Source organism: Aurantiacibacter sp. MUD61 (genome assembly GCF_027912455.1).
In the GTDB taxonomy this organism is placed as follows: domain Bacteria; phylum Pseudomonadota; class Alphaproteobacteria; order Sphingomonadales; family Sphingomonadaceae; genus Alteraurantiacibacter.
This window is the reverse complement of sequence record NZ_CP115446.1, coordinates 550684-565348: the sequence shown is the minus strand read 5'-3', so window position 1 is coordinate 565348 and position 14665 is coordinate 550684. Positions and strand designations below refer to the sequence as shown.

Below are 14665 nucleotides of genomic sequence, written 5' to 3'. Positions count from 1 at the left end.
ACGCTTGCGTCAGGAAAGGGAGCGCGCGAAAAGGCGCGTGAGGAGACAAGGGTAATGGCGGAAACCGGATATCTCGGCAAACGCAAGAAACTGGACTGGAAGCTGGTGGTCGGCATCGTGCTGTTCCACCTGCTGGTGCTTTACGGTCTTGCCCGTGCTCTGGTCCCCGAGTTCACCGCCAATGTGATTGAGCAGGCGACCTCGATCGTCACCGTCACCGTGCGCACCGCAGAGCCCGAAGCCGAACCCAGCATTGCGCCGCCCCAGCCCGATGAAGGCGCTGCCGGAGAAGAAGGCCGCGAAGCGACGGCACGGGAAGTCACCGCGCCCGAGCAGCCCCTGCCGCGCCCCAGTCCGGCCCCCCGCGCATCCTCCACCGGCACCGCCAATGCCTCGGGCGCACGGCGCGAGGGCGAGGGAACAGGCGCAGGCGGAGATGGCGATGGCACGGGCAGCGGCAGGCGCGGTTCGGGCAGCGGCGGTGCAGTTGCAGTGGGGCCGTCGGTCCGCTCCGGCGAGCTCAATGAAGCACGCGATTTCCCCGTGCCCGAAGGGGGCCGGCAGGCGCGCTTCGGCGGATCGGTGACCGTGCATTTCACCGTCACTACCGATGGCCGCGCGAGGAACTGCTCGGTCGCTTCCAGCAATGTCGATGCCGCTACAACTGCACAGGTCTGCCCGCTGGTGATGGAGCGCATTCGCTTCAATCCGGCTACGACCGCAGAGGGCACGCCGGTAGAAGCGCGATACGGGTACCGCGTGGATTTCCGCGCGCGATCCTAGAGTTCGGGCTTGCAGTCTTGGCCGCGTTTCCACACAGGGTAGCGGCATGAGCCTCATTCATCCTGTTATTATGTGCGGGGGCAGCGGAACGCGCCTCTGGCCGCGCAGTCGCAAGTCCAAGCCCAAGCCTTTCCTGCCGCTGGTAGGAGATACGACGCTTTTCGAGCAGACGCTCGCTCGCGCGAGCGATCCGGCACAATTCGCAGCGCCCGTAATTGTCACCGGCACAGCGCATTTGCCGCATGTCGAAGCGCAATTGTCGGCGCCGGGCGCGCAAATCATCGTCGAGCCGGAGGCGAAGAACACCGCCGCCGCGATTGCTCTCGCTGCGCTCCGCCTTCCTCAAGATGCGGTGATGCTGGTCTGCCCGAGCGATCATCACATCGCCGATGTGCCCGCCTTCCAGGCCGCAGCGCAGGCAGCGGCAAAGCTGGCGCGAGACGATCACATGGTGGCTTTCGGCATCACGCCGACGCATCCTGAAACGGGCTATGGCTATATCCTGCAGGGTGATGCGCTAGAGGGCGGCTTTGCTGTCCGGCAGTTCGTTGAAAAGCCCGATCTGGAACGTGCCACCGGGTTCATGGCCGATGGCGGATATAGCTGGAACGGCGGGATTTTCGCTTTCCGAGCTGGTGCTTTCATCGCCGAGCTTGAAGCACATCGCCCTGAGCTGGCGGCGGCAGTCCGTGCGTCCGTGGATGGCGGCAAGCAGGATGGCGCGCGGTTCCATCCGGCGGCCGATGCCTTTGCGCAAATCCAGTCTGAATCGGTCGATTACGCGGTAATGGAAGAAACATCCCGCGCGGCCATGGTGCCGGTCTCCATGGGCTGGTCCGATATCGGCAGCTGGCATTCGCTGCGCGATGCACGCGAGGCCGATGGTGAGGGAAACCGCGTGCGTGGCAAGGCCGACTTGGTCGATTGCAGCAATGTGCTGGTCGACAGTGACGGGCCGCGCGTTTCGGTTATCGGGCTCAGCGATGTGGCTGTCGTCGTCGACGATGGCGATGTGCTCGTCACCACCATGGCTGGCGCACAGGAAGTCGGCTCGCTTCCGGGCGCGAAAAACCAGTAATCGCGTCTAGCTCTTCAGCTCTGCGACGATCTTTTCGAGATCGGATTTGGCGTAAGGCTTCTGGATGACGCCGCGCGCTTCCGTGCGGGTAAGCTTGTCCATCGCTTCGCCATAGCCGGTAACGAACCAGAACGGGATCCCCCGCTCCGCGAGTGCCTTTGCGACTGGCTCGCTGGTTTCATCGCCCAGGTTGAAGTCGAGCATGGCGAAAGCGGGTGAACTGCTTTCCAGCATGTCGAGCGCCGAAGCGCAGCTTGCCGCGACATTGATATTCGCAAAGCCCATGTCGGACAGCATCTCTTCTGCGTCCATCGCGATGATCATGCTGTCTTCCACCACCAGCACGCCATCGCGGCGATCGGATTTGCTCACGCGTGCAGATCTTTCTTTCTCAATGGCAGCATCCTCTGCATCCTTCTCTTCACTATGTTCCGAAGGGTCAACCAGATTGGATGGGATAACGAAATCAGCCTCCACGCCTGACAATTCATAGCGAATCTGCGCGTCGCCCTTGAGCTCATAGGGAATCGATTTCTCGATGATCGTCGAGCCGAAACCGCGCCGTTTGGGGGCCTTGACCGGAGGCCCGCCAATTTCGCGCCAGTGGATTTCCAGATCGGTATGGCGATTGAATTCAAGCGCGATTTCCAGATGGCCCTTGCGATCGCACAGACAGCCGTACTTCGCCGAATTGGTCATCATCTCATGGATCACGAGCGCCAATACGGTGAAGGCTTCGGGCGAAATCAGCGCGTCCGGTCCGGTGATCGTTACCCTGTCGGCCTTATCCGAAAGATAGGCCTCGGCCTCGGCAAGGATCAGCTCTTTCAGCGAGGCGGGTGACCACTGCTTGCGGGTAATCTGGTCATGCGCCAGCGCCAGCGCCCGAATTCGCCCACCGACCATGTCTGCGAATTGGCCGATGTCTGTCGCTTCGCTTTTGCTCTGCCCGATCAGGCTGCGGATCAGCGTAAGGATATTACGCACGCGATGGTTGAGCTCGGCGATCAGCAGTTCCTGTCGCTCCTGCGCGCGGGTGCGTTCCTGCATCTGCTCGTCGGTAATGCGCAGGATGACTTCGAGCAGCGTGACGCGCAGGTTTTCTGCAATCAGCAGCTCTTCTTCGGTCCAGGGCGCGGATTTCCCGCTGACCTCTTCCTTCCACGCGGCAAAGCTTTCGCGCGGAGTGAGCCGGTCGCCATCGGGGCCCGCCTGCACGGGCTTTTGCGGGTTGCCGGCCCAGGTCACCACCTGCGTCATTTCGCGCCGCCACAACACGACATAATCGCGCGGCCGCCTGGATACGGGGATAATCAGCGCGCCGGCTGCCTTGTCGGCAAAAGCTCCGGCGGCCGGGATTATGCCGGCAAGCGAATCATTGTGAACAAGCCTGCCGGTAGAAGAGGTGTTGAGAGAGGGGATGATCGCTGCAAATTCGCTTTCGCTCGGCGCATGTCCGCGCGAGGTGTATTCGCCATCGATATAGGCGCTGAGCCCGTCATGCGGGATGATCTTTTCGATCGACTCTTCGATCACGCCGAGATTCTTGGACAGCGATCCTCCGCCGACAAGGACGCTCATCAGCTTTTCATGCAAGATGCGGGCTTTATCTCGCACCTTGTGTCCTGCAGATACTATGGCGAGATCGAGCTGCATGGAGAACAGCTGCGAGAACAGTTCCGCCATGGTGCGGACCGGGAAAGGCAACACTTTCGCCGAGTAATTGTGACAGGCGAACAGGCCCCACAATTTGCCGCGCACTACGATCGAGATGCTGAGGCTCGCCTTCACACCCATGTTCTGCAGATACTGGATGTGAATAGGTGACACCGAGCGCAGCGTGCTCATGGAGAGATCGATCGGCGCACCATCTAGCGTCGTTGCAGGCTCGATCGGGACAGGCGTTGCATCGACGTCGCTGATGATGCGGAACAGGTTGCGCAGATAAAGCTGGCGCGCTTGCTTGGGAATGTCGCTAGCCGGGTAGCGCAGGCCGTGGAACGCTTCGAGATCGCGCTCCCTTGCTTCGGCAATCACTTCACCGCTTTCGTCGGGATGGAAGCGGTAAACCATGACCCGGTCAAAGCCGAGCAAGGTCTTCAGCTCGCGAGCGGCCGCATCACACAATTCGGGGATCGTGGAGAGCTGCTCAAGCCGGCGCATAACGGGACGCAGCGCGCTCGTCTGGTGATTTGCGCCATCGCGCGGGGTCGGCTCGATCTCGATTACGATGTAGTCGCCAGAGATATGCACGGCGACATCGAAGATGCGATTGTCGTGCAGCAGATCAACGCCGAAGATCCGCTCGACCTCTTCCATCTCGCGGGCGTGGCTGATCCTCTCGCGAAGCGTGGAGAGAGCATCGGCGCTCAAATGGTCGGACAGCCTGTCTCCGATGCCAACATCGCTGCGTGCTTGCAGGACATCATCGAGATTGGCCGAGCGAAACGCGACGTTCCAGTCGGCGGTCACCGCGATCAGCGCGCCGAAGTCCTGAATGTGACCCAACTGGTGGATCGGCTCCCGATCGCAGCTAGTCAAATCGACAGGTTGCGAATGAACATTCATGCGGCGGCTTTGCTTTCTGCCTGATCGGCGAAGACGGTCAAGAAATGAGCAAAAACCGTTGATGCAGCGGTGATCGCAGGTTGCGCATGGACTGCGGACACAGGTCGGTCAAGTTGCGGGCGAAGCTCGCACCAGAAACGCTGCATTTTTTTATCAGCAAGGAAGCTGCAGGGCGAATCGGACTCGGTATCCTGTAGCGTTTTCAGCATCATGCGATTGCCGAGGTGCGAACCGGCGATAGCCCACGCCAGACCGATCGGATCGACCCCGACAGGAAGTTTGAACTGGAGAGAGGTCTGCGGAATTGCACAGCCCATGGCGGCAAGATCAGCGGCGATAAGATGCGCGACAGGAGGCGGCGCGACTTGCTCCGGGCATGCGCGCTCCACCCAGGCCTCAATCGGCACACGCGCACGATACTGACGCGTCAGGAAGCGGGCATAGCCAACCGGGTCGGTCAGATCGTCGGCGCTGGCTGTCGCATCAAGAGCCGCGTGACTCGCAGCGGTCTCCTGGCGCAGCAACAGGCGCAATGGGACCGTTTCGGTCTCTTGTGTCACGACCTCTTTCTCCACCCCGCAGCGCTGTCGCGCTGGAAACTTGTCTTCGCAATCCTATAGGTGATTACTTACTCTGGCCTGACCGAAGCTGAACGCGGGCACAAAGTCCAGTAAATTACGGAGCTTACGCATGATCGAGACTGGCGCAATGATCGCCCAAACCATCCAGTTGGCGCTGGCGCCGGTGTTCGTGCTGGTGGCAATTGGCAGCATTATCGGCACGTTAACGCAGCGGTTGGGGCGTGTGGTCGATCGCAGTCGGGAATTGCAGAGGCTTCATGGCAAAACCGAAGGCGCGGAACACGATATGGTGGTGCGCGAGATCCGCCAGCTTGACCGGCGCATCGATCTGATCGGCAGCGCGCTGAGGACCTTGGTGCAGTCAGGCCTGATAATCGGGGTCACGGTGGTGCTGCTGTTTGCCGAGGAATTCGCGCATATCGGGCTCAACCCGATTGCAGCGGGCACATTCATCCTGGCGATTGGGCTGCTGATGTGGGCGCTGGTGCTGTTTCTGCGCGAAACACGCGAAGCGACCGAAGCGCTGCGCATTCCGGAAAGCTATCTGGAGAAAGAGCGCACGCTCTGATCGCCTATTCTTTCGGCGGCTCCAGCATGCGGCGACCCTGATCGGCAATGGCTCCTTCGACAATCGGCTTCAGGAAGCCGAGCGCGGGCGGCAGGATCATTTCGAACAGCACCTGCTCGTCTTCAATGTCGATCGTGCCCGTCAGCGCCTGACCCATCGCCGTGATGGAAAGCGCCATGCGGTCTTCGGTCGGCCAGCTGGTGGTGATTTCGGCCATGCCGCCCGGCATGTTGTCGCCGATCTGGTGGCCGTTTTCCTGCAAGCGGCGGCGGACCTCTTCCCGGCCCAGATTGTGCGGTATCGCAACTTGCATCAGTTCCTGGCCTTTGTTTTATCGAAATCGGGGAGGGGAACGCCCGATCCCTCGTTCAGTGGCACGCCGTTTTCCAGCGGATTGCCCTCGGCATCGCCATAACGGTAATCGAGATAGCGATCCTTGATCGCCAGATCGTCCAGCGAACCTTCCGCCAGCTGCCGGGTCATGGCATCGACTTCCTTGCTGATTTTCGTGAGGCTGCGTTCCAGCTGCGCATCGGGCGTTGAGCCGGCGCGTTCCTCGGTCCGCAAATGCGCAGGGATTTTGGTGTAGCTCTCAATCGTCTCGGGCAGGATCTCGCCCACCAGCTTGCGCACTTCACCTGCCGCCGGATGGCCGGGATCGACATGGGCGAGCTGCTTGCCGAGCGCATCGAGCTGTCCGCCAAGCTCGCCGACAATACGCGCCGCAGGTGCGGGCAGGGCATCGCGCTGGTGCTCCAGCCACAATTCGGTGCGCGCCACCAGTTGCTGGGCATCGATGGTGCGGCTGAGGTCGGCACGCTTGGGCGCTTTGACCTTGGGAAAGTTGGAGAAGATGAAAATCGCCGCGATAATCGCCATGGCAACAATCATCACGCCGCCAAAACCAAGCGCATTCACAAAGGCGCCGAAAATGCTCGCGCCCGCAAGAATGGCGAGAACAGTGCCGAGAAACAGCTTGAGCCGCTGCATCCGGTTGGAGCGCTTGATCCGCCGCGAACCGTCCCCGATGGAACCAGCGCGGCGGTGATAGCCACCATCGCGCTGGACCTGCAGGCTGCTGCGAGCCTCTCGCATGATCCGGTCAGATTCGTGTGTACTGTCAGCCATTTACGCGCCCTTACGGCTCCAGCGTCAGCAGGCCGCTGTCCTGCACCTGCTGGGCGGCCTGGGCCTGCCCTTCGGCGCGGGCGATATAGCCCTTGGATTTCTCGACTTCGGTCGAGAGCATATCCACGGTCTGCTTCATGCTGTCGAGCGCGCGGATCTTGAAGCTGTCGACCTCGTCCATCGTGTCATAGATATTCTGGAAGGCGCGCTGCAGTGTCTCCATCGGGATCGTGCTGCTGGCGGCCTGCTCGTGGATTTTGGCGGTGTTCTCGCGCAGCATCTCACCGGTGGAATCGATGATCCCGGCAGTGGTCTGGTTCAGCGCGGTAATCTGGCCGAGCACCAGCTTCTGATTGGTCATTGCCTGCGCCACCGTCACTGCCGTTCGCAGCGCGCCGACAGTCGTGGTGCTGGCGCGATCGACACCTTTCACCAGTTCGACATTGTTCTTCTTGACGAGGTCGAGCGCGAGATAGCCCTGCACGCTAACCGCCATCTGTGTGAGGAGGTCCTGCGTGCGCTGGCGAACATAGAACAGCGCGGTTTCACGGATAGCCTTGGCCTTTTCCGGATCGGTCGCGTCGAGTTCTGCGGCTTTTTCCTCAAGCTCTCCATCCAGCGTCTTGGCGATATGGATCATCTGCTCGAGCTTGCCCATGGCTTCCCACAGCTTCTGCCGCTCCACATCGATGGCGGCATTGTCCATGATCAGCTCATCCTTGCCGCTGGAGAGCCGGGCGAGGATCGACTGGATATGGCCCTGCGCAGATGTGTAGCTGTCGAAGTAGTTCTTGAGCTTGTTGCCGAAGGGGATGATGCCGAAGAGCTTGCGCCCGGTCAGCTTGCCCTTGCGGCCGGGATCGAGATCTTCGACCGTGCGGCGCAGTTCTGCAAGGTCGGCACCGACGCCTGAATCCTGGTCCATCGCGCGGACCGGGCGATCGAGGAAGCGGTTGGACATCTGGCTGGCCGCCATGATTTCCTTGCGCCCCATATTGGTGATCTGGTCCACCTTCTTGCCGAAATCGGGCGAATTGGCATCGAGCGCGATCAGCTCGTCAACAAAGCCATCGACCTTTTGTTGCAGCTTGCTTTTCTGCTCCTCATTCACGGGGACGAGGCCAGCGGCCTTTTCGGGCGCGACATGCGGCACCGGATCGGGCGGTGTCAGCTCCAAATCGTTTTCGGTCTTGGTCGTCGTCTGGTTCGTCGTGGCCATCGCGGCAAAAATCCCTCTCTGCTCCTACTTCACTGTATTAGTGATGCAAGACACGTGTTTCAACCTTTGTCCTTGGGAGTTTCCGCGATAATAGGCTGCAATGCAAACACCAAACGCACCTGAGGCGGAGAAGGCGAGCGCGGCCGAGCAGCCGCTGGAAAAAGCGAAAGCCAATCTCGCCGAGATATTGACCCACTTCAACAGCTGGTGGCGCAAGGATGTAAGCGGCACGGTGGACCAGATCGCGGTGATCGAAAAGCGCCGCGCGGAATGTGCGCTGTCCGCCCGCTATTTGCTGATGACCTGTATGAGCGCGGGCATCGCCGTGCTCGGTCTGCTGCAGGGCTCCACCGCAGTCGTGATCGGCGCGATGTTGCTCAGCCCGCTGATGGACCCGATTATGGGCGTCGGCTTTGCGCTGGCTATAGGGGATTTCCAATGGCTGCGACAATCGGCGAAGTCGCTCGCAGTAGGGGTGATATTCGCGATCCTGTTCTGCGCGCTGATCGTGTTCTTCTCGCCGGTGCAGCAGATCACCTCGGAAATTGCCGCGCGAACCCGTCCGACCTTGCTTGACCTTGGCGTGGCGATTTTTTCCTCGGTCGCGGGCGCCTATGCCATGATCCGCGGGCGCGAAGGCACGATTGTGGGTGTGGCGATCGCCACCGCCTTGATGCCGCCGCTCGCCGTGGTCGGTTTCGGCCTTGCGGTGTGGAACGGCACGGTCTTCTGGGGCGCACTGTTCCTCTTCATTACCAACCTCACAGCCATCGCGCTGACCGCCACCGCGATGGCGCGCGCTTACGGCTTTTCGACGAGCCTTTCCGAGAAACAGACGCAGTTGCAGGCCTTCCTGATTTTCAGCGCCTTTGTAGTGCTGGCCATCCCGCTGTTCCTCTCGCTGCGACAGATCGTGTGGGAATCGACCGCCACCCGCACGATGAACTCCGCCATCGTGGAGATATTTGACGGCCGCGCCCGGGTGGACCGGATGGAGCCCAATTACGAAGGCGAAACCATCCAGATCGTAACCACAGTGCTGACGCCTGAAATCATCGCTGATGCTGAGCTCCTGGCCGAAGCATCGATAGCCGAGCGGCTGGGCCGTCCGGTCGATGTTTCGCTCACCCAGATCCCGGTCGGCACCAGTGAGGATGCCGCCGAAGAAGCTCAGTTGGCCGCTGCCCGCCTGCGAGAGGCCGAAGCGGCAGAGCAGATGGAGAATATCGCCGATCGGCTCGCACTGCTTGCAGGCGTGCCTGCAGACGACGTGACGATTGATCGCCAGCGCCGCCGTGCTCTGGTTGTCGCGCGCCCGCTGACCGGCGCGACCATGGCTACCTATGCCGAGCTTGAGCGCCGGATCGATGCGACCGAGCCCGAATGGGACATCCGCTTTACGCCGCCCGTCCGCCCGCTGTCCGACATCCCGTTCGAACGCGTGGCGGCTGATGGCGAGGGCGATGGTCCGGCGTGGCGACCCACCGCAGAGGGGCGCCGCGCGCTCATGGTGGCAAGCTGGGCGCAGGACCGGACGAGCATTCCGGTCCGCCTGACGGGTCCGGCCGAATCTGTGGCGATGCTGCGCACGATCCTCTCGGCTGAAGAGCGCACGATGATGGAAGACGTCACCGGCCCGGGCTACGGCACGGTCACCGTCGAATGGGTCACAGGGGAATAATCATGCCAGCCGAACTTACCGTCCTTGCGCTTTCCGGCGTGCTGCTGATCGTCCACATCTTCGTAGCGATCCATTACAAGACGAAGCAATATGGCGTCGACTGGAATATGGGCGCGCGCGATGAGGATACAGAGCCGCTCAATGATATTGCCGGACGGCTGCAACGCGCGTCAGACAATTTCCGCGAAACCCTGCCGCTCGCGATCATCGCGCTTCTGGGCGTGGTGCTGGCCGACAAGGCGAACGAGTGGACCGCCATTGCCGCCTGGGTGTGGCTCGGCGCGCGGCTCGTGTATCTCCCGCTCTATTGGGCAGGCATTCCTAAGGTCCGAACCTACGTATGGGCGGTAAGCCTGCTGGCACTCCTGTATGTACTGGGCGTGTTGCTGCTGGGCTAAACTAGCTGTGGCTTAGCGCCTGAAGGAGCGCGCGATTACGAGAGTTTAATCGCTGCGGAATTGACTCCTTACTGTTAACCGCGTTCACTCTGCCCCATTCACGTGCTGGCTGGGGGCGGTTCGTTGCGATTGGGGTCTATATTATTGACGGCGTGTTTGGGGGGCTGGTCAATGGCAGCCTCCGCCGGCGTAGAAGATCGACCACAACTGTACGATAGCAGCAGCGTCGAAACAGCCGCCGAGAAATCGGCTGCTCCCATGGCCATGCCTTCATTCAAGTTTTGGATGGATGCAAACGGGCAGTGGGTTCAGCATCTGCTTTCCTCGCCTGGCGGAGAACAACATACTGATCCGGGCAGGATGTTCGACTATTTGATGCGACTCCGGCAGCGATGCGCGCGATCACCTGATGATGAATGCGAATTGCTCAGCGAAGCGCATCGATCAGTCTATCGAATCCTGCTCGGGGCGGCTGAAAACCGGCTTTGCGCGACGTCAGCTTCGGGTTTTCAGAAATATTATCGCTCTCCGCAGCAAGCGACGGCGGCGACGCGTCGGAACTATCTTTCGCATTGCTTCGCCTCGCTGACTTCCGAGCCTTTAGAATCGCGCGCTGCCGTGCTGGAGAATGCAGAGCAAGCTGACGGGCTGAGCAGCGCGATCGGCATCGTCCTCGGAAGTGACAGCAACCCAATCTGCGCGGGGCTGATCGCGACTGATGGACAATTCTTGACGGCCCATCACTGTGTAGAACATGTCCAGAATGCCGGGCATCGTATTTTTCAGGCCTCTAGCGGAAGCGCACTGAACGTCACTTTTGTGGGCGGGGGAGGCGGAACGAATAATCGCCGGGACTGGGCGGTATATTCGGTGGACGACCCGGGCAGCGTATCGGTGAGGAAAGTCTCCTACCAGCAAGCCGCCCCGTTCACCGAAGCCACCCTTATCGCCGCATGGCCGCACCTTGACGACCGCAGGGATCGCCCAGAGCATTTGGTCGATGCGCTCCATTTTCCGCGCGATAACCTGTGCGAAGTCGTTGCGGTGAGGCGCGGCAAGGAGGGCACGAGCCACCTGGCCTGTCACACAGTGATCGGAATGTCGGGATCGCCGGTCTTTCTGGCCGATTCCGACGCCGACACGCCCGCATTCGTCGGGCTAATCGTCGGCGGCAATATCAGGCTTCCCGCATCGGAAAGTGACCAGCTGCAGCTATCCAACCCGACTTTCATGCTTGATCAGGAATTCATTGGACTAGGGGGTAACAAATGAAGACAATCTGGAAATACGCATGCGCCAGCGTGCTGGCAGCCATTTCTGCTGGCCCGGCCTTCGCCAGTTCAGGCGAGACCGAAATCGTCGGCCGATTGGAAGTCCTGGACCAATGTCCCGTTCATCAGGCCAGCCAAAGCCAGACCGAGAGCTTGATTGGAACCATTCTCGCGGGCGTAGTCGGCGGTGTGGCAGAGCAAGCCCTGTCCGGACTTTCCGACGCCATTCGGCGTGCCTCGCAAGAGCATGCCTACACCGCATCGGACAGCACATCCTATTTCGCCGGTACGCTGCACCAGCCAACCGAAAGTCCGGCAAGGCCGTGGCGCTATACGGCGGATGCGCACTGCCTTGTGTTTTTCGTTCCATCAAGTGGGGGTGATGACTGGGATAATTTCGAAGCCGCTTTGCTCCGCGACACAGGTCTTACAAACGCTGACATAACGGCTTTAACCGCAGCGGCGAGCGAGGACGACTCGACACCGGCTGGCGTGTTTGCACAGTATGGTTTTCTGGACAACACCCCGCGCGCCTATTTTGAAATCCGCGTTCAGCCGACGCCTGAGGGCACGCACATCACGCCGGTAACAGCATGGTATGGTGCCTCGATTGCGAACGGGTCTTCGCGAACGAGACCGGCAGAACTGCTTGTCGAACTGGCCCTTCCTGCGAATGCTGAAAACCAGGACCTGGGTGCGATTTATTCCGTGGCACGGATGCGGCTGCCAAATCTGCGCCCCAATCGGGATAAGGTCTATAATGCGGCAGATCTTTCCGAGGTCTCGGAGATTTTCTATCCTAACGCGCCTGCCGAAGGGTATCCTGCGAGCCGCGTGAATGCGCTCAATGCGATTGACCAGCGCGGCGTGACGGCGCAGATTGAGATGTTCAACGCTTTGGTCGGCCTTCACTCACTGCAAGCTGCCACCACTCGTGACCCGACTAAAATCGCGGTGGCCGAAGGGCGAATTCGCGTGGCAAGAGCAGCGCTGGCCGCTGCCGAAGCGGAAAGCTGCCGGCTACGCGGTGTCTCCTATTCGCCGCTTGGAACGGTGAGCGATCCGGCGCAATTCTACGATGCCGTTTTTGGCGCGAGCCGCTGCGCCCCTCAGCCCAGAGACGATCAGGGTGAGCCGACCAGCGGCCTCCACCGGAGCGAGCTTGGCGCTACCAATGCGCGCGTCTCCTTCATCGTGGTTCGGCGCCCCAGCCGTTTCGGCATCGCCGTTGCCGATGTTCTCAGCGGCCAGTCCGAAGCGCTTGGCACTGCAGTGACCGGCGCGCTCACGCCAGAAAGCGAATTCACAACCGCACAGACCACTTATGCGACCAAACTTGCTGCGGCACAGAGCGCAGAGGCCGCCTACTACGCAGCTGCGGCAGGCGATGATGCTGCTGCGACCGCAGCGGCGCGAAGCGCGATGATAGGGGCAATGGCCGCAGCGAACGAAGCGGCGGCCGCTGTCGGCGAGCCCTTGCCTTATCCCAATGTGATGAGCTTGCTGATGACGCCTTAGGCCGCCAGTTCCAGCGGGGCGATTTCTCCGGAGAGGTAGAGCTTCTTCGCTTTTGCCCTGCTCAATTTGCCGCTGCTGGTGCGCGGCAGGGTGCGGGGCGGGATCAGTTCGACGACGCAGTTCATGCCAGTGACGGAGCGGACCTTGTCGGCGATTTCGTTGCGCAGTTTCACTCGCTCTTCCGGATCGCTCACGCGGCAATGGACCAGCACGGCGGGTGCTTCTTCGCCATTGTCGGTTTCGACCGAGAAGGCAGCGATATCGCCATGGTTGAAGCCGGGCAATTGCTCGACCGCCCATTCGATATCCTGCGGCCAGTGGTTCTTGCCGTTGATGATGATCATGTCTTTCGCGCGGCCGACGATGAACAGGTAGCCATCGGCCATGTAGCCCATGTCGCCAGTGTCGAGCCACCCGTCCACCAGGCAGTCTTCGGTCGCCTGCGGATCGCGGAAATAGGAGTGCATGACGCTGGGGCCGCGGCACCAGACCTTGCCGATCTGGTGGTCGCCTTTGACCTCTTCGTTCTCGCCGCGGATTTCGACATCCATGTCGGGTAGTGGCTTGCCGCAATTGACGATGGCGCGGTAGCGGGCAGGGCGCGAGAGGTCGCGCTTGCCGCCCGACAGGCGCTCTTCCTCGACCAGTTCCACGCGAATGCCTTCGCCCGGCGGCATCACCGTGACGGCGAGTGTCGCTTCGGCGAGGCCGTATGACGGGGTGAAGGCAGAGGCTTTGAAGCCTGCATCGGCGAAAGCGTTGACGAATTGCTGCATCACATCTGGGCGGATCATGTCCGCACCATTGCCCGCAAGCCGCCAGCGGGAGAGGTCGAAGCGATCGGCAACCTGGCTCTGGCTGGAAATGCGGCGGGCGCAGATGTCATAGCCGAAAGTGGGCGAGTAGCTCATCGACTTGCCTTCGTTCCGGCTGATGAGATCGAGCCAGGCGAGCGGGCGGCGGGCGAAATGTTCGGTGCGCAGATAATCGGCGCTCACCTGATTGCCGACCATCGACAGGAAACAGCCGACAAGGCCCATATCGTGGTAGAAAGGCAGCCAGCTTACGCCGCGATCGCCTTCGCCGATATTCATGCTGGCGGCATGACCATAGAGATTGTGCAGCAGCGCGCGGTGGGTGACCGCGACGCCGGTGGGAAAGCGGGTCGAGCCCGAGCTGTATTGCAGATAGCAGATATCGTCCGGGTCGGCTTGGGGCAGCTCGGCATCGGGCGCATCCAGCTCTGCAAATTGATCCCAGTTGAGACCTTTGCAGCCCTGCTTGTCAGCAGCGGCGCGCGCCATCTCGTCTATTTCGGCGGGGAACAGCAGCACGGCGGGATCGCTCGAGGAAAGCTGCACGCCCAGCTGATCGATATAGCTATCCTTGCCGCCAAACGTGGTCGGCAGCGGCAACGGCACCGGCCATGCCCCGGCGAGCACGCAGGCGCAGAAAGCGGAAACGAATTCGGGGCTGGTTTCCGCGATCAGGGCGACACGGTCCCCCTTGCTGATTCCCATGCCCGCAAGGCGGCGAGCCTGCACCAGCGCGTCTTCGCGCATCTGCGAATAGGGGTAGACCCGCTCCAGCGTGGCGCGCGGATCGTAGAAGTTCAGGCCCTTTTCGCTACGCGCAGCATAATCGATCGCCTCGTTGAACGTGGCGAAATCGGATCGGCGGCGCGGCAGCGGACAATCGTTGGGCGTCGGCGTGAGCTCGGTCATGTCTGTGATGGGGAACCCTCATTTCCAGCGCGCCTTTTTGACGCTTCCCACAAAGTAAATCGGCGGGGAAGTTGAACTTACCGCGCCGCAAACTTTCCCATTTGAAGGGAAGTGTGGCACGAATAAGGCCAATGGACAGCAATCGACA

The 14665-nt window shown here is 61.1% G+C and carries 13 protein-coding genes; 7 read left to right on the top strand and 6 right to left on the bottom strand.

Going from position 1 to position 14665, the window contains the following annotated elements; all coding sequences use genetic code 11:
* Positions 1-54: 54 nt before the first annotated feature.
* Both O2N64_RS02685 and O2N64_RS02680 read left to right on the top strand, forming a co-directional pair.
* Complete coding sequence (locus tag O2N64_RS02685; RefSeq protein WP_271078749.1) at positions 55-783, top strand: TonB family protein; 729 nt, start codon at positions 55-57, stop codon at positions 781-783.
* Positions 784-829: 46 nt separating this feature from the next.
* Entirely contained in the window at positions 830-1861 is a 1032-nt protein-coding gene (locus O2N64_RS02680; RefSeq protein ID WP_271078748.1) for a mannose-1-phosphate guanylyltransferase, read from the top strand.
* A 6-nt stretch (positions 1862-1867) separates the two neighbouring features.
* Here the strand turns inward: O2N64_RS02680 and O2N64_RS02675 are convergent, their stop codons facing one another.
* Positions 1868-4429, bottom strand: coding sequence for an HWE histidine kinase domain-containing protein (locus O2N64_RS02675; protein WP_271078747.1), 2562 nt, complete (start codon positions 4427-4429; stop codon positions 1868-1870).
* Complete coding sequence (locus O2N64_RS02670; protein WP_271078746.1) at positions 4426-5004, bottom strand: biliverdin-producing heme oxygenase; 579 nt, start codon at positions 5002-5004, stop codon at positions 4426-4428. The genes O2N64_RS02675 and O2N64_RS02670 overlap by 4 nt, the downstream gene beginning before the upstream one ends.
* 115 nt (positions 5005-5119) lie before the next feature.
* On the opposite strand from O2N64_RS02670, the gene O2N64_RS02665 reads away from it, so the two are divergent.
* Positions 5120-5578, top strand: a complete 459-nt coding sequence (locus O2N64_RS02665; protein WP_271078745.1) for a DUF2721 domain-containing protein — start codon at positions 5120-5122, stop codon at positions 5576-5578.
* A 4-nt stretch (positions 5579-5582) separates the two neighbouring features.
* Here the strand turns inward: O2N64_RS02665 and O2N64_RS02660 are convergent, their stop codons facing one another.
* Genes O2N64_RS02660 through O2N64_RS02650 form a run of 3 tightly spaced genes read right to left on the bottom strand, consistent with a single transcriptional unit; the run spans position 5583 to position 7925 of the window.
* Positions 5583-5891 carry a polyhydroxyalkanoic acid system family protein gene (locus tag O2N64_RS02660; RefSeq protein WP_271078744.1) on the bottom strand — a complete coding sequence of 103 codons (309 nt, stop codon included), beginning with the start codon at positions 5889-5891 and terminating at the stop codon, positions 5583-5585.
* Positions 5891-6706, bottom strand: a complete 816-nt coding sequence (locus O2N64_RS02655) for a hypothetical protein (RefSeq protein ID WP_271078743.1) — start codon at positions 6704-6706, stop codon at positions 5891-5893. Before O2N64_RS02655 ends, O2N64_RS02660 begins: the two co-directional genes overlap by 1 nt.
* Before the next feature lie 10 nt (positions 6707-6716).
* The gene (locus O2N64_RS02650) at positions 6717-7925 is read right to left on the bottom strand and encodes a toxic anion resistance protein (protein WP_271078742.1); all 1209 of its coding nucleotides are present in this window, start codon (positions 7923-7925) and stop codon (positions 6717-6719) included.
* A 100-nt stretch (positions 7926-8025) separates the two neighbouring features.
* Here O2N64_RS02650 and O2N64_RS02645 point away from each other — a divergent pair, with 100 nt between their 5' ends.
* The 4 genes from O2N64_RS02645 (at position 8026) to O2N64_RS02630 (ending at position 12793) form a co-directional block, all read left to right on the top strand.
* Positions 8026-9606 (top strand): TIGR00341 family protein, encoded by a 1581-nt coding sequence (locus O2N64_RS02645; protein WP_271078741.1) that lies wholly within the window; start codon positions 8026-8028, stop codon positions 9604-9606.
* Positions 9607-9608: 2 nt separating this feature from the next.
* Positions 9609-10004 carry an MAPEG family protein gene (locus O2N64_RS02640; protein ID WP_271078740.1) on the top strand — a complete coding sequence of 132 codons (396 nt, stop codon included), beginning with the start codon at positions 9609-9611 and terminating at the stop codon, positions 10002-10004.
* A gap of 171 nt (positions 10005-10175) precedes the next feature.
* Positions 10176-11276: a trypsin-like serine peptidase gene (locus tag O2N64_RS02635; protein WP_271078739.1), complete on the top strand. Its 1101-nt coding sequence runs from the start codon at positions 10176-10178 to the stop codon at positions 11274-11276.
* Complete coding sequence (locus tag O2N64_RS02630; protein ID WP_271078738.1) at positions 11273-12793, top strand: hypothetical protein; 1521 nt, start codon at positions 11273-11275, stop codon at positions 12791-12793. Before O2N64_RS02635 ends, O2N64_RS02630 begins: the two co-directional genes overlap by 4 nt.
* Here O2N64_RS02630 and O2N64_RS02625 read toward each other — a convergent pair.
* The gene (locus O2N64_RS02625) at positions 12790-14517 is read right to left on the bottom strand and encodes a fatty acyl-AMP ligase (protein ID WP_271078737.1); all 1728 of its coding nucleotides are present in this window, start codon (positions 14515-14517) and stop codon (positions 12790-12792) included. The genes O2N64_RS02630 and O2N64_RS02625 overlap by 4 nt on opposite strands.
* Between the last annotated feature and the right edge of the window lie 148 nt (positions 14518-14665).